Source organism: Actinoplanes sp. NPDC051475 (assembly GCF_040689425.1).
Taxonomy (GTDB): Bacteria; Actinomycetota; Actinomycetes; order Mycobacteriales; family Micromonosporaceae; genus Actinoplanes.
The window spans coordinates 189,402-205,731 of record NZ_JBFAZZ010000013.1 but is presented as its reverse complement, the minus strand read 5'-3'; the positions used below and the strand labels follow the sequence as shown (position 1 = coordinate 205,731).

14 protein-coding genes are annotated in these 16,330 nt (G+C 73.2%); 3 read left to right on the top strand and 11 right to left on the bottom strand.

All coding sequences use genetic code 11. From position 1 onward, the window contains the following. Positions 1-2: 2 nt before the first annotated feature. A complete protein-coding gene (locus tag AB0368_RS26165) occupies positions 3-674 on the bottom strand; it encodes an enoyl-CoA hydratase-related protein (RefSeq protein ID WP_366156602.1) in 672 nt (223 codons plus the stop codon). Positions 675-715: 41 nt separating this feature from the next. Next, a complete protein-coding gene (locus AB0368_RS26160) occupies positions 716-1,537 on the bottom strand; it encodes a methyltransferase domain-containing protein (RefSeq protein ID WP_366156601.1) in 822 nt (273 codons plus the stop codon). 165 nt (positions 1,538-1,702) lie between these two features. On the opposite strand from AB0368_RS26160, the gene AB0368_RS26155 reads away from it, so the two are divergent. Then, positions 1,703-2,722 (top strand): Gfo/Idh/MocA family oxidoreductase, encoded by a 1,020-nt coding sequence (locus AB0368_RS26155; RefSeq protein WP_366156600.1) that lies wholly within the window; start codon positions 1,703-1,705, stop codon positions 2,720-2,722. Here the strand turns inward: AB0368_RS26155 and AB0368_RS26150 are convergent. From AB0368_RS26150 to AB0368_RS26120, 7 genes are read right to left on the bottom strand one after another with little or no spacing between them, the layout of a single operon-like run. Next, on the bottom strand, positions 2,719-3,588 hold the full coding sequence (locus AB0368_RS26150) for a serine hydrolase domain-containing protein (RefSeq protein ID WP_366156683.1): 870 nt from the start codon (positions 3,586-3,588) through the stop codon (positions 2,719-2,721). The two genes, AB0368_RS26155 and AB0368_RS26150, sit on opposite strands and share 4 nt — an antisense overlap. A 25-nt stretch (positions 3,589-3,613) precedes the next feature. Further along, positions 3,614-4,441: an SDR family oxidoreductase gene (locus tag AB0368_RS26145; RefSeq protein ID WP_366156599.1), complete on the bottom strand. Its 828-nt coding sequence runs from the start codon at positions 4,439-4,441 to the stop codon at positions 3,614-3,616. Between the two features lie 3 nt (positions 4,442-4,444). After that, on the bottom strand, positions 4,445-5,428 hold the full coding sequence (locus AB0368_RS26140) for an amidohydrolase (protein WP_366156598.1): 984 nt from the start codon (positions 5,426-5,428) through the stop codon (positions 4,445-4,447). Further along, positions 5,425-6,654, bottom strand: a complete 1,230-nt coding sequence (gene kynU, locus AB0368_RS26135) for a kynureninase (RefSeq protein WP_366156597.1) — start codon at positions 6,652-6,654, stop codon at positions 5,425-5,427. Before kynU ends, AB0368_RS26140 begins: the two co-directional genes overlap by 4 nt. Continuing rightward, a complete protein-coding gene (locus AB0368_RS26130; protein WP_366156596.1) occupies positions 6,651-7,508 on the bottom strand; it encodes a tryptophan 2,3-dioxygenase family protein in 858 nt (285 codons plus the stop codon). The genes kynU and AB0368_RS26130 overlap by 4 nt, the downstream gene beginning before the upstream one ends. Positions 7,509-7,552: 44 nt before the next feature. Continuing rightward, a complete protein-coding gene (locus AB0368_RS26125; protein ID WP_366156595.1) occupies positions 7,553-8,002 on the bottom strand; it encodes a YchJ family protein in 450 nt (149 codons plus the stop codon). Positions 8,003-8,006: 4 nt separating this feature from the next. After that, on the bottom strand, positions 8,007-8,381 hold the full coding sequence (locus AB0368_RS26120) for a MerR family transcriptional regulator (RefSeq protein WP_366156594.1): 375 nt from the start codon (positions 8,379-8,381) through the stop codon (positions 8,007-8,009). Between the two features lie 54 nt (positions 8,382-8,435). Here AB0368_RS26120 and AB0368_RS26115 point away from each other — a divergent pair, with 54 nt between their 5' ends. After that, positions 8,436-9,368 carry an aldo/keto reductase gene (locus AB0368_RS26115; protein WP_366156593.1) on the top strand — a complete coding sequence of 311 codons (933 nt, stop codon included), beginning with the start codon at positions 8,436-8,438 and terminating at the stop codon, positions 9,366-9,368. A 14-nt stretch (positions 9,369-9,382) separates the two neighbouring features. Here the strand turns inward: AB0368_RS26115 and AB0368_RS26110 are convergent, their stop codons facing one another. Then, a complete protein-coding gene (locus AB0368_RS26110) occupies positions 9,383-9,892 on the bottom strand; it encodes a methyl-accepting chemotaxis protein (protein ID WP_366156592.1) in 510 nt (169 codons plus the stop codon). 153 nt (positions 9,893-10,045) lie between these two features. Here AB0368_RS26110 and AB0368_RS26105 point away from each other — a divergent pair, with 153 nt between their 5' ends. Continuing rightward, a complete protein-coding gene (locus AB0368_RS26105) occupies positions 10,046-15,241 on the top strand; it encodes a diguanylate cyclase (RefSeq protein ID WP_366156591.1) in 5,196 nt (1,731 codons plus the stop codon). 9 nt (positions 15,242-15,250) lie between these two features. Here the strand turns inward: AB0368_RS26105 and AB0368_RS26100 are convergent, their stop codons facing one another. Continuing rightward, entirely contained in the window at positions 15,251-16,324 is a 1,074-nt protein-coding gene (locus AB0368_RS26100; protein WP_366156590.1) for a methyl-accepting chemotaxis protein, read from the bottom strand. Positions 16,325-16,330: the final 6 nt, after the last annotated feature.

Sequence of the window (16,330 nt, the reverse complement as noted above, 5' to 3'; positions counted from 1 at the left end):
CGTCAGCCCAGCGGGTTCTCCTTGTCGCGCAACGTGTCCAGCACGTCCGCGTACATGCGGGCCTTGATGGTGGCGAGGGTGTCGCCGGCCTTTCCGGCCTGCGCCGCGGCGAGCGCGAGCGCGGCGGTCCGCACCTCGTCCTCGGGGACCGCCTGGTCGGCGATGCCGGCTGCCAGGGCGTCACTGCCGCCGTACCGGCGGGCGGTCGTCATCGCCTCGTGCGCGGTGCGCGGCGCCAGCCGGGCCTGGATCAGCGCGGACATGCCGCGCGTGAACGGGATCTCGATGTCCGCCTCGGGCAGGCACCAGTATCCGCGGTCGGCGCGCATCACCCGGAAGTCGTGAGCGAGCGACAGCATCGCCCCGGCGGCGAAGGTGTGGCCCTGAAGGGCGGCGACGGTGATCAGCGGCAGCGACAGCACCCGGGCGAACAGCTCGTGCACCGAGACGGCGTACTCCTGGAACCGGTCGCCGTTGCGCCCCAGCCAGTCCAGGTCCAGGCCGTTGGAGAAGATCTTTCCGGTGGCCGCGGTGACCAGCGCGCGGGCGCCGCCGGCGGCCTCCACCCGGTCCAGGGCGGCGTTCACCTCGGCGATCCAGTCCGGATGGAAGCGGTTCTCCCCGTCACCCAGGTCGAGGACGAAGACGTCCTCGTGGCGGTCCAGCGTCGGCATGACACTCCTCTCGAAGCTACTCGCCGGTAACATACCGCCTCTCACACCGTTCCGGCGACCACCCAGATGGTCAGGACGGCGAGGAAGTCGCCCCGCTCCCCGGCCGAGTCCACCTGCGTGAACCACTCGTCGCGCAGTCCGGCGGGGCTCGCCCAGGTGCCCTCCGGCACGTCGTGGTTGACCATCGGCAGCACCACGGCCGCCGAGTCCGGGTCGGGGAAGTAGCAGGTCACCGGCGTCGCGACGACGTCCTCCAGGCCGTGGTCGAGCAGGCGGCGGCGAAGGGTACGACCCATGTCGAGCTGCCGCGGGGTGAGCCGGCCGTGCATGTGGCCGATGACCGAGCCGGCCAGCGTGCCGTCGACGCCGTCGAAGGCGAGCGACGCCCAGTCGGTGTCGAGCAGGCAGACCCGGCCCCCGGTCCGGGTGACCCGCACCAGCTCGCCGATGGCGGCGTCGGGGTCCTCGACGTGCTGGAGCACCCGCTCGCACCAGACCCCGTCGAAGCTCTCGTCGTCGAAGTCGAGCGCGCAGACGTCCCCGGTGACATAGCGGATGGCATCTCCGGTGTCCCGCGCGCGGGCGGCGGCCAGCGTGGCGGCGGAGAAGTCGAGCGCGACCACCTCGCCGTCGGGGGCGACCGCGGTGGCCAGCTCCCGGGACACGTCCCCGGCGCCGCAGCCGGCGTCGAGCAGCCGCTGGCCGGGCGAGGGGCGCAGCGCCTCCCAGGCCGTGTGCCGGACCCGGCGGATCTCGGGATGGCGGGACATCGACTCCAGCGCCGCCACGAGCATGGCGAACATGTCGGGCGGCATCCGGTCGAGGTCCGCGAACGGCGTGCGGTCCAGCTGTGCGGGCTCCATGGCGCCCATGGTGGCTCGGGAAGAGCCGCGCGACGGGCAGACGTCAACCTTCCGACACGCCGCGTTCACGTTTCGTAACCGGCGTCCGGCCTGCGGCGCCGCGTCCGGACGCGGCGTGTTCCGCGTCACGGCCGGCCGGGGTCGCGGTTTGTAAGATTCCGAAACATGACGGCAACACGGATCGGCCTCGTCGGGTACGGCTCGGGCGGGCGCATCTTCCACGCACCCCTGATCGCGTCGGCGGACGGCGTCGAGTTCGCCGGTGTGGTGACGCGTTCGGCGGAGCGGCGCGCGGAGCTGGCCAAGGCCCATCCCGGGGTGCCTGCGTACGACTCGATCGCCGACCTGGCCGCCGCGGGGGCCGACGCCGTGGCGATCTCGACCCCGGCCGCGACGCACGCCTCGCTCGCCCGCGAGGCGATCGCGCAGGGGCTGGCCGTCGTCGTCGACAAGCCGTTCGCGCTCGACGCCGAGGCGGCCCGCGAGGTCACCACCATTGCCGCCGACCAAGGCGTGCTGCTGACCGTTTATCAGAACCGCCGCTTCGACGCCGACCTGCTCACCGTGCGCCGGCTGATGGCCGAGGGCGTTCTCGGCGAGATCCGCCGTTTCGAGTCCCGCTTCGAGCGCTGGGACCCGCAGCGGCAGCCGCCGGCCGCCGGCGGAGGCACCCTGCTCGACTTCGGTGCCCACCTCGTCGACCAGGCCCACCTGCTCTTCGGCCCGGCCTCCCGGGTGTACGCGGAGATGCGCGGCGACGGCGACCTCGACAGCGACGTCTTCGTGGCACTGCACCACAGCAGCGGCGTCGAGTCGCACCTGTGGGGCAGCTGGCGACAGGCGGCGCCGGGCCCCCGCTTCCGCGTGACGGGCACGACCGGCACGTACATCGTCGACGGCATCGACGGTCAGGAGGCCGCCCTCAAGGCCGGCCGCTCCCCCGCCGCCCTCGGTGACCGCTGGGGCGTCGAGCCGGAGCACGCGTGGGGCCGCCTCTACCGCGGCACGACCGGCGCGCCCGTACGCAGCGAGCGCGGCCGCTGGGACAGCTTCTACCCGGCGTTCGCGGCCGCGGTACGGGGCGAGGGACCGCTGCCGGTCGACCCGTGGGACTCGGTGCGGAACATGGACGTCCTCGACGCGGCCCGGATGAGCGCCGCGACCGGCGAGACCGTGGACCTCTAGAGCAGCCGCCCCAGCAGCGCGAAGATCGACGACGGGTCCAGCGCCTCGCTGTTGCTCAGCAGCACGAGGCGCCGGTCCGACTCGGGCAGGCAGGCGACGAAGGTCTTGTATCCGGCGTTGTGCCCGCTGTGCTGGAACCACGGCTCGCCGTTGTAGGTGCCCACGAACCAGCCGTACCCGTAGCCGCGCGAATGGTCGTCGGCGTTGCCCGTCGCCGCGCGCTCGGTGAGCATCAGCGTGCGCAAGGGTTCGCGCAGCACGTCACCGGCCCACAGTCGGCGCATCCACTCGACCATGTCGCCGGTGGTGCTCCAGACGTCGCCCGCGCCCATGCCGACCACGTCCAGCTCCCAGGACGGCAGCGGCTCGCCGTTCTCGTCGTGCCCGGGCGCGATGTCGTCGAGGTCGCCGGGCGAGCCGGCGAACGTCGCGGTCAGGCCGGCGGGCCCGAAGACCCGGCGGGCGAGGAAGTCCCGGTACGGCACGTCGGCGACGCGCTCCACGACCTGGGCCGCCAGCACGTACGCCGGGCTGCTGTAGCGCCATCCCGCCCCGGGGGCGAACAGCGGCGGCACCCGGCGGAAGGTCTCGACCAGCTCGGCGGGCCCGACCCGGCGCTCGAGGTCGATCATCGGGTAGTCGTGCCAGTGCCCGATCCCGGAGGTGTGCGCGAGCAGGTGGTGCAGGGTCACCCCGGGCCACCCGGCGAACCACCGGCCGAGCGGGTCGTCCAGCCGCAACCGGCCGTCCTGCGCCAGCAGCAGGACTGCGGTGGCGGTGAACTGCTTGCTCACCGAGGCGAGCTGGTAGCGGACCGGTGACTCCGCGCCGATGAGCGTCTCGTCGCCGCGGTCGAGCCGCACCATGCCGCCGTGTCTCACCCCGCCGACTCTAGGATGCGTGCAGCAGCTCCGCGAGCGTCCTGGCACGCCGACCGGTGAGCTGTTCGATCGCGGGGTCCACGATGGCCAGTTCGCCGGCGGCCACCGCCGTGTAGGTGCTCACCCACGCGTCGACCTGCCAGGGCGGTGCGCCGTAGGACGCGCGGGACGCGTACGCCTCCTCGACCGTCTCGTCGTGGTAGCGGAACTCGTAGCCGGTGGCCTCGGTGAGCGCTGCCGCCATCTCCGCGAAGGTGAGCGCCTCGGGGCCGGTGAGGTCGTACGTCCGGCCGGCGTGCGGGCCCGGATCGCGCAGCACCGCGACGATCGCGTCGGCGATGTCGTCCTGGGCCACGACCGCGGCCCGGCCGTCCCCGCCCGGGCCGCGGATCACGCCGTCCTCGCCCGCCAGCCCCGGCACGAAGTCGGCGTAGAGGTTGTCGCGCAGGAACGTGAAAGGCAGCCCGCTGGCGCGGATGTGCTCCTCGGTGGCCCAGTGGTCGCGGGCCAGGGTGAAGGTTGCGTCCGGTCGCGCACCGGCGAAGGACGTGTAGACGAGGTGCGCGACGCCCGCGGCCGCCGCCGCGTCGACGAAGGCGCGGTGCCGGTCGACGCGGTCGAGGCTCTCCGACGCCGAGACCATGAGGACGGTCCCGGCGCCCTTCAAGGCGGCACGGACCGCGGCCGGATCACCGTAGTCGGCCTCGGCGACCTCGGCGCCGGCGATGCGCGGGGCGCGTGCGGCGTCACGGACGAGGAGCCGCTGCGGACGGTCCAGCCGGGCCGCGACCCGGCCACCGAGGCGGCCGGTCGCGCCGCTCACCACTGTCGTAGGCATGGTTCAGACGATATGCCGGGGGCGGACCTCGGGGCCCAGTACCCGGGCGGTGGCCAGGGAGTCGGCGAAGCGCGCGGGGTCGAGGTCGAGGCCGCCGGGCAGCCAGCTCAGCTCGCTGCGGCCGGGGTCGGTCATGGCCGCCAGGACGTCCGCCGGGGTGAGGCCGGCCTCCTGCAGGGCGCGCACCTCGCGCGGGTTGATCGCCGGCGGCAGGGGGCCGTTGCCGAGGTCGGTGCCGTACCGGACTTTTCCGCCGTGGCCGAGGAAAAGCCGGAGGTTACCGACGGCGGTGGCCCGCTCCGGCACCGGGCTGCCGTACCCGTGGATGTCGAGCGTGCTGATCCACGTCATCCGCGCGGCGCAGGCCCGCACCAGCGCGTCGTCGAGCTCCTCGGTCCAGGGTGTGTGGGCTAGCAGGTCGGCACCGGACTCGTACGCGGCCGCGACCGTCCCGGGCCCCTCGGCGTGCACCACCACCGGCAGGTCCCGCTCGTGTGCCGCGGCGACCACCGCGGTCAGCACGGGCGGAGCCAGGACCGGGCCGCCGGCGTGCGCGGTCACCTTGATGAGCGTCGCTCCCCCGGCGTGCGCCTCACCGACCGCCTCGCCTGCGTCGGTCGCCGAGCGGACCGCGCGGCAGCTCCCGGCCGGCGCCCACGCCCGGTCGCCGGGGTAGCCGCCGGGCGCGGTCAGGAACGGCCCGGCGAACCGCAGCCACGGGTGGCGGGCCGCCACCGCCGCCACCGCGCCGGGCGCGCCGCCCAGATCCCACGCCCAGGCGATGCCGCCGGCCCGCAGCGTCGGCAGGTCCACCAGGGCGGAGTGCACGTGCGCGTCACCGAGCCCGCGCAGCACGGTGCCGGGCAGCCGAACCCGCTCCTCCCCGGCCGGCAGGCTACCGGCCGGGGCGAGCACGCCGTCGCGCAGCGCCGTACCGGTGTGCAGCCGCCCGTCCCACCACACCGATTCCGGCACCCACCACGTCATGGGTGCTTCTCGAGCAGTTCCCGCAACACACCCAGTCCCCGGTGGATTTCCCCGAAGCCGGTGCTCAGCGGGGCCGGGCCGATGCGCAAGCCGTCGGGGCGGCGGTAGTCGGGGATCACCCCGCGGTCCCACAGCGGCTCCAGCAGCTCGTGGAAGCCGGGTCGGCGCAGGGTCACGTGACCGCCGCGGCGGCCGGGTTCGCGCGGACCGGCCACCTCGACACCCAGCGGCGCCAGCCAGCGGTCGGCCAGCTCCAGCACATAGTCGGTGAGCAGCAGGGACTTCGCGCGTACGGCGGCGATCCCGGCCTCCTCGTACAGGTCGAGGCTGGCGTGCAGCGGCACCATGCCCAGGATCGGCGGTGTGCCGCTGAGCAGCGCGCGGGCGCCCGGGGCCGGCTCGTGCCCGGGTCCCATCTCGAACGACGCCCGGTGGCCCATCCAGCCCCAGATCGGCTGCCGCACCTCGTCCTGCAGGCCGGCCCGCAGGTACGCGAACGCGGGCGCCCCCGGACCGCCGTTGAGGTACTTGTACGTGCAGCCGACGGCGAGGTCCACACCCCACGCGTCCAGCTCGACCTCGACCGAGCCGGCCGAGTGGCACAGGTCCCAGAGGGTCAGCGCCCCGGCGGCGTGCGCGATCCGGTTGATCTCCGCGACGTCGGCGAGCCAGCCCGAGCGGTACGCGACGTGGCTGAACAGCACGAGCGCCGTGTCGTCGTCCACCACGTCGGACACCTGCTCCGGCGTGATGCCGGCGGACGGGTCGGTGTCGACCCAGACCAGCTCGGCGCCGCGTTCGGCGGCCACGGCCTCACAAACGTACCGATCGGTCGGGAAGTTGTCGGTGTCCAGCACGATGCGGCGGCGGCCGGGACGGGCGTCGACCGCCGCCCGCACCAGCTTGTAGAGCAGCACGGTGGTGGAGTCGGCGACCACGATCTGCCCCGCGGCGGCACCGAGGGCGATCGCGCCCAGCCGGTCGCCGAGCCGCTGGGGCCACTCCAGCCAGCCGTCGGTCCAGCCGCGGATCAACCGGCCCGCCCACTGCTCGCGGAGGAACTGCGCCATCAGCTCCTCGGTGGCGCGCAGCGGCCGGCCCAGCGAGTTGCCGTCCAGATAGGAGACGACGTCGAAGTCCGCGGGGGCGAGGAACCGGTCACGCAGCGGCCCCAGCGGATCGGCGGCGTCCAGCGCCTCGGCCCGCTCCAGGAGCTCGTCCGTCACAGCTCCACCACGCCGATCTCGGTACGGACGGCGTACAACTCGGGGAAGAACGTCAGGTCGAGGGCCTTGCGCAGGAAGTCGACGCCGCTGGAGCCGCCGGTGCCGCGCTTGAAGCCGATCGTGCGCTCGACGGTCTTCAGATGCCGGAAGCGCCAGAGCTGGAAATTCTCCTCGAGGTCGACGAGCTCCTCGCAGGCCTCGTACGCCTCCCAGAACTTGTCCTTGTTCTCGTAGATCGTCACGAAGACGGGCACCAAGTCCTCATGGAACCGCCACGGCAGCGTCACGTCGCGCTGCAACAGCTCGACCGGGACGTCGTGGCCCTGGCGACCCAGGAAGCGCAGGAACTCGTCGTAGACGCTGGGCGTCTCCAGCGCCTCGACCAGCATCTCCTGCGCCGCCGGATCGTCGTCGAAGATCGACAGCATCCGCCGGTCCTTGTTGCCGAGGGTGAACTCCACAGCGCGGTACTGGTAGGACTGGAAGCCCGAGGAGGTGCCGAGGAAGCTGCGGAACTCGGCGTACTCGCTGGGCGTCAGGGTGGCGAGCACCGACCATTGCTCGGTGAGGCAGCGCTGGATGTGCTTCACCCGGGCCAGACCCTTGAGCGCCGGCCGCAGTTGGTCCTCGGCCAGCTGCCGCCGGACCGCGCGCAGCTCGTGCAGGACCAGCTTGAGCCAGAGCTCCGACGTCTGGTGCTGCAGGATGAAGAGCAGCTCGTCATGGTGCTCGGGCACGCTGACCGGGTGCTGCGCGGTGAGGATCCGGTCGAGATCCAGATATTTCCCGTACGACAGATTGACCTTGAAGTCCCGGACGATGCCCGGCTCCAGCGGCCGTTGGTGCGACGACACGATGACCTCCCGACGATGATCCCCTTGCAGCAGATCACACGAGGTCAGCTGTTGGCGAGGGTCCCGCCGGTAAGGAGCGGACCCCAGTACACCCACTGACCGTCGTGCCGTACGAAACGGCTGCGCTCGCGCATGTCCCCGGGCCGGCCGCCGTCGCGGTAATGGGCGCGGAACTCGACCACGCCCTCGGCGTCGAAGAGGCCACCACCGCTCGCCTCCAGCACGTCGAGGCCGGTCCACCGCATCGCCGAGTCCGCCTCGACGGAGTCCGGCCGGGTGTCGGGATGCCACGAACGCAGCACGTAGTCGGCGTCGTCCAGCGCGAACGCGGCGTACCGCGAGCGCATCAGCGCCTCGGCGGTCGCGGGAGCGCTGCCGCGGTGGGCGGGGCCGCAGCACTCGCCGTACGGCTGACCGAGCCCGCAGGGGCAGGCGGCGGTCTCGTCGATTCCAGGCGCGGCCACCGGCCGGCGCCGCGTTGCACGTCGGGCCATTCGCCTATTCTTCCCCAACCGGCACGCCGAGCGACCGGTAGTAGCGGATCTTCTCACGGATGTGCGCGCGCTGCAGGACCAGCTCGTCGATTCGCCGGCCGATCCCGGCATCGTGCTCCTCCAGCAGCTCCCGGCGCTCGGCGACGGTCGACGCGTCCCGGCTCAGGTCGGCGTAGCGGCGCATCTGCGCGATCGGCATGCCGGTGTCGCGCAGGCAGCGCAGGATCATCAGCCAGGCGATGTCGTCGTCGTTGAAGACCCGCTGCCCACCGGCGGTGCGGGCGATGCCCGCCAGCAGGCCGATCCGTTCGTAATAGCGCAGGGTGTCGAGGCTGAAGCCGGTCCGCTCGGCGATCTCGCCCGGGGTGTAAGTGGCCATTCCCGCGATTCTGCCCTTGACCTGGAGCGCGCTCCAGGTGGCAGCGTCGGCCGCATGACCGAGATCGTCCTGGGTGCCATGCTGTTCGGGAACCGGATCGGCGAGCGCGAGTCGTTCGCCCTGCTGGACCGGTTCGCGGAGCGCGGCGGGCGGTGGATCGACACCGCCGACAACTACGTGTTCTGGACCCACCCGAGCGGCTTCGGCGGGCAGAGCGAGGAGGTGGTGGGCCGCTGGCTGGCCGCACGCCCCGGGCTGCGCGACCGGATGCGGATCAGCACCAAGGTGGGCGCCCAGCCCACCGCTGCCGGCCTCGGCCTGGCTTCGGGGGAGGGGCTGTCCGCGCCGGTCGTCCGGCGCGCGGTCGACGGCAGCCGCAAGCGCCTCGGCGTCGACCGGATCGACCTGTACTGGGCGCACATCGAGGACCGGTCGGTGGCCCTGGAGGAGACCGTTGGCGTCTTCGGCGAGCTGGTTGAGCGGGGAGCGGTGAGCCGGCTGGGCGCGTCGAACCACGCGGTGTGGCGGGTCGAGCGCGGCCGGGCGACCGCCGCCCGGCAGGGAGTGGCCGGCTGGAGCGCGTTGCAGCTGCGGCACTCCTATCTGCGGCCACGGCCCGGCGCCCCGCTGGAATCCTCGGCGCACGTGCACGTCACCGAGGAGACCCTGGATTTCGTACGCGGCACGGACGACCTCGTGCTGTGGGCGTACACAACGCTCGTGAACGGGGCGTACGCACGCGCCGACCGGCTCGAGGAGGCGTACGCCCACCCGGGCACCACCCGGCGCCTCGCGGCCCTCGACGCGGTCGTGGCCGAGACGGGGACGACCCGTCATCAGGTCGTGCTGGCCTGGCTGCTCGGCGGCAACCCGCCGGTGCACCCGATCCTCGGCGCCACCACGGTCGAGCGCCTCGACGAGGCGATGGACGCAGCCGAGCTCAAGGTGGACGACAGCCTGCGTGCGCGGCTCGACGCAGCGGCTTGACCTCCTGCGCGAGGTCAGCCGGCCTGCTGCTCCGCCACGATCCCGCTGATCACCTTCTGGCAGCGGTCCAGTTCCTCGATCAGCGACTGCATCTCCTCGATCGCCGAGACCGCGTTCTGGGTGTCGGCGCGGATGCCGCCCACCTGCCCGCCGATCTCGTTGGTCGCGGTCGCCGTCTCGTTCGCGAGATCCTTGACCTCGCTCGCCACCACCGCGAAGCCGCGACCGGCCTCGCCCGCCCGCGCCGCCTCGATCGTGGCGTTCAGCGCGAGCAGGTTGGTCTGCTTGGCGATCGTGGCGATCAGCTGCACGACCTTGCCGATCTCGGTACTGCTCGCGTCCAGCCGCTGGATGACCGCGACGGCCGTCTCCGCCGCACGCACCGCCGACCGGGTCGCCGTGGCCATGTCGCTGCTGACGTCCGCGAGCCGGTGCACCGAGTCCCGCACGTCCGTCGTGTACTGGCCGGTCTCCAGAGGAGCCTCTTCGGACCACTCCTCGGTACCGGTCTGCCACTCACTCATCGCATCCCGCCCCATCCTTCGTCGCGATTACCAACATCGCACCTTGCCCAGGGAGTTCGCGGGCGTTTCCGGCTAATCGGGCGCATCCTTCTCAGGCGTACCGCTCTGCGGTCGATGGGAGGGACGAACGCTGAGGACGGGATGGTGAGGCGCGTGACGGTAGCCGATCTCAGCGAGTTGGTGCTGGAGTCGGAGCTGGGGCGCGGTGCGTACACCAGCGTCTTCCTGGCCCGCCGGGGCGACGACCGGTACGCGGTCAAGCTGCTGCGCGGCGCGGCGGCGGACTCCCCCGATGCGGTGCTGGACCTCCGGCGGGAGGCGGCCCTGCTGGCGAGCCTGGACCATCCCGGGATTCTGCGCACGTACGCGTCCGGCCTGCATGAGGGCCGTCCCGCGCTGGTGACCGAGCTGGTGCCGGGCGAGTCGCTGGCGAGCCTCCTGGCGAACGGGCCGCTCGCGGTGGACCGGGTGGTCCAGCTGGCCCGTGAGCTGGCCGACGCGCTCGCCGCCGCCCACCGCGGCGGGGTGGTGCACCGGGACCTGAAGCCGCAGAACGTCATGGTGCCGCCGGTGGGACCCGCGAAACTGATCGACTTCGGCCTCGCGGGGATGGCGAGTCAGCCCTCCGACGCCGACACCGCCACGGGCACCTTCGTGTACGCGGCCCCCGAGCAGACGGGGATGCTCAAGCGCCCGGTGGACCACCGTTCCGACCTGTACTCCCTGGGCGTGGTGCTGTACGAGTGCCTCACCGGGCGGCCGCCGTTCCAGGCGAACAACGTCGGCGAACTGCTGCGGATGCATGCCGTGCAGGCCGTACCGGACGTCTGCGGCCTGCGACCGGAGGCCGGGGCGCAGCTCGGCGCCGTCATCACGCGGCTGCTCGCGAAGGACCCCGACGACCGTTACCGCGGCGCGCCGGAGCTGCTCGCCGACCTGGCCCGGTGTTGCGATACCGGCGATGCCGCTCCCGTGACCGCCTCGGACCGCTGGCCGCTGTGCGGCCGGCAGGCCGAGATGGAGGTCCTGCGGACCCGGTGGGAGTCGGCCCGGGCCGGTCGCGGCGGGATGGCGCTGGTCCGCGGGCCGGCCGGCGGCGGCCGGAGCCACCTCGCCCAGGCCCTCGCCGACGTGGTGGCCGATGCGGGCGGAGCGGTGCTGAGCGCCCGGTGCGCCGGGGAAAGCGGGCCGCTGGCGGCGGTACGTGAAGCGGTGGAGAAGCACCTCGCGGATGTGGCGGCCCTGCCGCGCACTGACCCAGCCCACCAGCGGGTCCGCGACGCGGCGATGACGGCCGGCGCGGGCCTGGTGAAGGCGCTCTCCCCCCGGCTGGCCGCAGTGCTCGCCGACGTCCCCGAGGGTGCCACGGCCGGCGAGGACCAGTTCGCGCAGACCGTCGCGGTCTTCCTCGCCGAGCTGGCCCGGGGCGGCGCGGGTGCCCTGCTGGTCCTGGACGACGCCCACGACCTGGACGAGCGGTCCGGGCAGGTCCTCGCCCGGCTCGCCGACCTGCTGCCCGGCACGCCGATGCTGGTGGTGCTCACCGCGGCGGAGGGCGCTCCGGCCGCTCCGCTGCGGGCCGCCTACGGTGCCGTGCTCGACACCGAGGTGGTCACCGGGGCTCTCGGCCAGGGCGCGACGGCGGAGCTGATCAGCTCGCGGCTGCCCGGCGCGGCCGTCAACCCCGCGCTCACCGCGCACGTCCTCGCCCGGACCGGTGGCCTGCCGCTCGCCGTGGTCGAGTACCTGCGCGCGCTGGTCGACAAGGCGCTGCTCGCGCCGTACTGGGGGACGTGGAAGCTCGACGACTCGCGGCTGGACGCGCTGCCGGCGGCGGGCAAGGACCTGCTGGTGTCGCGGATCGCGGACCTGCCGGCGGAGGTCGTGGACGTCCTGGTCGTGGCCGCCTGCATCGGCAACCGGTTCCGGGGCGAGGTGCTCGCGGCCGCCGCGGAGCGCCGCGACGGCGAGGTGACGATCGCCATCGAGGCCGCGACGGCGCAGCGGCTCCTCGAGGTCCGCGAGGACGGGCGGTACGGCTTCGTGCACGCCGGCGTCCGTACGGCTCTGCTCGACTCCGCCGACGCCGACCGGGTCCGCCGGCTGCACCGCCGCATCGCCCAGGTCGTGGAGGCGCAGGATCCGGCCACCCGGGACGCCGAGCACGCGTACTCGGTCGCCGATCACTACGTCCGCGGTGCCGGCGACGGAGACGAGGCGGCTTTGTACCGCGCCCTCGTGGTGGCCGGGCAGACCGCTCTTGCCGACGGTTCCCCGGCCGAGGCCCTGCGGTTCCTGGAGCGGGCGGAGGAGGCGGCCCGGGCGGGTTCCCTGCCGGTGGCTTCGGAGGTGCGCCACGCGATCGTCACCGCGACGCTGCGGGTGGGGCGGGTGGACTCCGCCCGCGATCGCATCGAGCAGGCCCTGAAGACGGAGACCGACCCGTGGTGGCGCGCGAAGCTCTGGAACGCGATGGCCGAGGTGCACACGATCGAATATGCGGACGACCAGGCGGTCGCCGCGGCCTCCACGGCGCTGGCCGAGCTCGGCCACGCGACGCCGAGCGGCCGGATCCGGCTGGTGCTGTCGACCATCGGTGCCGCGATCGCGGGTTCGTTCGTCCGCCGCACCGGGATCGGCTTCGGCACGGTACGCGGCCGGCAGCGCGAGGAGTTCCTGATCCGGGCATCGCTGCTCGAGGCGTGCGCGTACGGCTCGGTCATCGGCATGCGGGTCCCCCATGTCCTCGTGTACGTGCTGCGCACGCTGTACCTGGTCAACCGGCTCGGTCCCGGGCCGCACTTCGCCCGGGCGTACGCGCTGCTCGGCCTCGTGCCGGCGCTCATCGGCCGGCGCCGGCCGGCGGAGCGGTGCTGGGCACTGGCGGCCGGCGCAGCACGCGACCTGGCGGACCCGGTGCTGGTCGCCTTCGTGGACTGGGTCCGCGGCACAGGCCTGCTCTTCGGCGGCCACGACGACGGCGGGGCGTGGGAGAAGGCGGTGGAGAAGCACGCCCGCCTGCTGGCCCCGGCCCAGCTGCTCGGCGGGTTCGGCACCGTGGTCATCCGGCTGCTCCTTCGGGGCCGGCCCGTCGAGGCCGCGGCGGCGCTGCAGCAATGCGAGTCCCTGCTGCCCGGAACCGCCGGCCGGATCAACGGCACCAGCATCGGCATGGCGCGGGTCATGGTTCCGGCGCAACAGGGCCACAGCGGCGAGGCGGCGGCCGCCCTGGCGACCATGCGAGCCTCTATCGGTGACGGCGCAGCGGTTGCGCAGCGCGCGAACCTGGCCGTCGCGGCCCTGCACAGCCTGGTGGAACAGGGCGAGTTCGGCGCGCCCTTCGACGAGGCGATCGCCGAGTTCGAGGCGATCGGGCTGCGCCGCTCCGGGATGATGGCCATCCACAAGTACTTCTTCCTCTTCCTGGCGCACGGCCGCCTGGCGCAGTGCCGCCTGGCGCCCGCCGAGGAACGGCCGGCCCGGATCGCCGTCGCCCGCCGGGCGATCAAGGACCTGGGCCGGCATGCCGACACCCCGCTGCTCAAGGTCGGCCACCAGCTGGCCCGGGCGGGGTTCTGCCAGCTCACCGGCGACCCGGCGGGCGCCCTGGAGCTCGCGGACACGGCCGAGCAGAAGGCCCGTCCGCTCGACAGCCCGCTGGTGACCTTGGAGGCGTCCCGGATCCGGGCTCGCTCGCTGCGGGCGCTCGGCATCACGGGTGAGGCCCAGCGCCAGGCCCGCCTGGCCTACTCCATCGCCACCTCCTACGGCCTGGAGCACCGGGCGCAGCAGATCCGTGCGGAGTTCGGCGAGGTGGAATCGAGTACGGCGGCCGGCGGCACCTCCCACCGCACCCGGGAGCGCGCCCGGGAGCGCGACCTGGAGGCGATGCAGCGGGTGGCCCTTGCCGCGGCCACCGTGCTTGACCCGCGCGAGCTGGCCCGGGTGACGCTCGCCGAGACCCTGCGCATCTTCGGCGCCGAGCGGGCCCTGTTCTTCCTCGTCGGGGACGACGACCGGCTCGCGCTCTACGCCGGGCTCGACGCCACCGGAGCCGAGCTGGACGCGGTGAGCGACTTCGGCTCCACACTGCTCAACCGGGTGCGCCGCAGCGGCGAGCCGCTGGTCGTGACCGGCACGGAGGAGGGCGCGGCCCTGGGTTCGCGCAGCGTCGTCGCCCACGGCCTGCGCAGCATCATGGTGGCACCCGTGCAGTTGAAAGCGCGGCTGCTCGGCGTGGTGTACCTCGACAGCCGCCTGGCCCGGGGCGTCTTCACCGAGGAGGACATCGACGTGCTCGCCACGGTGACGAGCCATGTCGCGGTGGCGCTCCAAACGGCCCGCGCGGCGCAGCTCGAGCTGGCGGTCCAGGTCGCGATCCGGCAGCAGGAGCTGGCCGAGACGCTGCGGTCCAGCCTCGCCGAGCTCAGCGCGATCCTCGACCCGCAGGAGGTCCTGCACCGGCTCGCCGGCACGCTGGTCGAGCAGGCCGGGGCGAGCCGGAGCTGTCTGCTGCGCGCCGGTGACAGTGCGCTGACGGTGGTGACGGCCACGGGACCGGGCACGGTCGAATGCGGGTACGAGGTGACCCTCGCCGGCGACCTCCAGACGGCCGACCTGGTGACGACCTCGCTGGTCTCGGGCGGCTGGGCGGCGAACGCGCCCGCCGTCGTCGCGGAGGTGCTCGGCGACCCGGCGGCGTGGCTCGTCGTCCCGCTGCGCAGCAGGGAGGGGCTGGTCGCCGTGCTGTTCCTCGGCGGCGAGCAGTTCGACGACGGCCACCGCCAGGTCGTGTCGACGCTCGCCGGTCAGGGCATGAGCGCCTACGACAACGCCGAGCTGTTCAGCCGGGTGGAGCGGCTGGCCACCACCGACGGGCTGACCGGCATCGCCAACCGGCGGCACGCCTTCCAGCTGGGCGAGACCCTGTTCGGCGTGGCCCGCCGCAGCCGGCGGCCGCTCACCGCGGTCATGGCCGACATCGACCACTTCAAGACCATCAACGACCGGTACGGCCACGGCTGCGGTGACGACGTCATCCGGGACGTGGCGGCCCGGCTGGGCGGCGTCATCCGCTCGTCGGACGTGCTGGGCCGGTACGGCGGCGAGGAGTTCCTGATCATCCTGCCGGAGGCCGGGGACGGCGGGGCGGAGCTGGCCGAGCGCATGCGGGCGGCCGTCGCGGCCGAACCGGTGCCGACCCGGACGGGGCCGGTGACGGTCACCATCAGCGTGGGCCTGGCGTCCCTCGACCCGGACGACGACATTCTCGACACTCTCGTCGCCCGGGCCGACCACGCCCTCTATCTCGCCAAGGAAGGCGGCCGCAACCGGGTGGCCATGGCCTGAGCCGAGGGTTCAGGCGGTGAGCTGCCGGAGCCGGTCCGCCTGCTCGCGGAGGTTGGCGGCCGCGGCGAGCACCGTCTCGGCGCCGCGGGCTGCCGCGGACGCGGACTCGGCCACGGCGTGCATGCCGCCGGACATCTCCGCACTGACCGCGGTCTGCTCCTCGACCGCTGCGGCGATCATGGTCTGCTGTTCGGCGATGTTCTCGATCAGCCCGACGATGCCGGAGATGCCGTCGACCGCCTGCAGGCTCTCGCCCTGGATGGCCTCGATCATGCGGATGATCTGCTGGGTGGCCTCGGCGCTGCGCCCGGCCAGCTCCTTGACCTCGCCGGCCACGACCGCGAAGCCCTTGCCGGCCGCCCCGGCGCGCGCCGACTCGATCTGCGCGTTGAGGGCCAGCAGTTTGGTCTGCTCGGCCACGGCGATGATGAGCTTGGTGACGTTGCCGATCTCCTGGCTGGAGCCCTGAAGCTGTTCCATGCTGGTGGCGGTCGTCCGCGCCGACACGACAGCGGTGTCCGTGCTCGTCGTCGCGCTCGTGACCCGGGTGGCGATCTCCCGGATGCTCTCGGCCATCTCGCTGGAGTTCCGCGAGATGGCGTCGGCCCGTTCGGCGCTCTGCCCGGCGGCCTCGGCCAGTTGCCGGCCCGCCTCGGCGAGTTCGTTGCTGGCCCGGTTCAGCTCGGTGACCAGAGAGTTGACGAGCTCGGTCGCCTCGACCTTGTCGGTCTCGTCGGACCACGTGACGACGTAGCCGCCGGCGAAGCGGTGGATGGTGGTGCCACCGTGCAGTTTCCTGCCGTTGACCTCCATCGGGATGTGCGTGGTGAGCGGGAATTCGGTCTGGGTCCGCATGATGTTCTTGAGCCCGTCCCGCAAGTGCAGCAGCACTCCTTCGCCGTATTCCTCGATGGTGTGCCGGGTGAGCTGATCAGCGGCGATGTTCCGGTAGACGATGTCGCCGTTCGAGTCGGCGATGATCAGCACGGTCGGGGCGGCGTGCAGCGCGGCCAGCACCATCTCGGGGGAACGCAGAAGCGCCGGTACGTCCTGACCCGCTCGCGCGGAGCCCTTCCTGACCATGTGGTC

What these genes read in the sequence shown, in the direction of transcription:
- AB0368_RS26165 (WP_366156602.1), bottom strand. Translation starts at nt 674, where the DNA reads ATGCCGACGCTGGACCGCCACGAGGACGTCTTCGTCCTCGACCTGGGT.
- AB0368_RS26160 (WP_366156601.1), bottom strand. Translation starts at nt 1,537, where the DNA reads ATGGAGCCCGCACAGCTGGACCGCACGCCGTTCGCGGACCTCGACCGG.
- AB0368_RS26155 (WP_366156600.1), top strand. Translation starts at nt 1,703, where the DNA reads ATGACGGCAACACGGATCGGCCTCGTCGGGTACGGCTCGGGCGGGCGC.
- AB0368_RS26150 (WP_366156683.1), bottom strand. Translation starts at nt 3,588, where the DNA reads ATGGTGCGGCTCGACCGCGGCGACGAGACGCTCATCGGCGCGGAGTCA.
- AB0368_RS26145 (WP_366156599.1), bottom strand. Translation starts at nt 4,441, where the DNA reads ATGCCTACGACAGTGGTGAGCGGCGCGACCGGCCGCCTCGGTGGCCGG.
- AB0368_RS26140 (WP_366156598.1), bottom strand. Translation starts at nt 5,428, where the DNA reads ATGACGTGGTGGGTGCCGGAATCGGTGTGGTGGGACGGGCGGCTGCAC.
- AB0368_RS26125 (WP_366156595.1), bottom strand. Translation starts at nt 8,002, where the DNA reads ATGGCCCGACGTGCAACGCGGCGCCGGCCGGTGGCCGCGCCTGGAATC.
- AB0368_RS26120 (WP_366156594.1), bottom strand. Translation starts at nt 8,381, where the DNA reads ATGGCCACTTACACCCCGGGCGAGATCGCCGAGCGGACCGGCTTCAGC.
- AB0368_RS26115 (WP_366156593.1), top strand. Translation starts at nt 8,436, where the DNA reads ATGACCGAGATCGTCCTGGGTGCCATGCTGTTCGGGAACCGGATCGGC.
- AB0368_RS26110 (WP_366156592.1), bottom strand. Translation starts at nt 9,892, where the DNA reads ATGAGTGAGTGGCAGACCGGTACCGAGGAGTGGTCCGAAGAGGCTCCT.
- AB0368_RS26100 (WP_366156590.1), bottom strand. Translation starts at nt 16,324, where the DNA reads ATGGTCAGGAAGGGCTCCGCGCGAGCGGGTCAGGACGTACCGGCGCTT.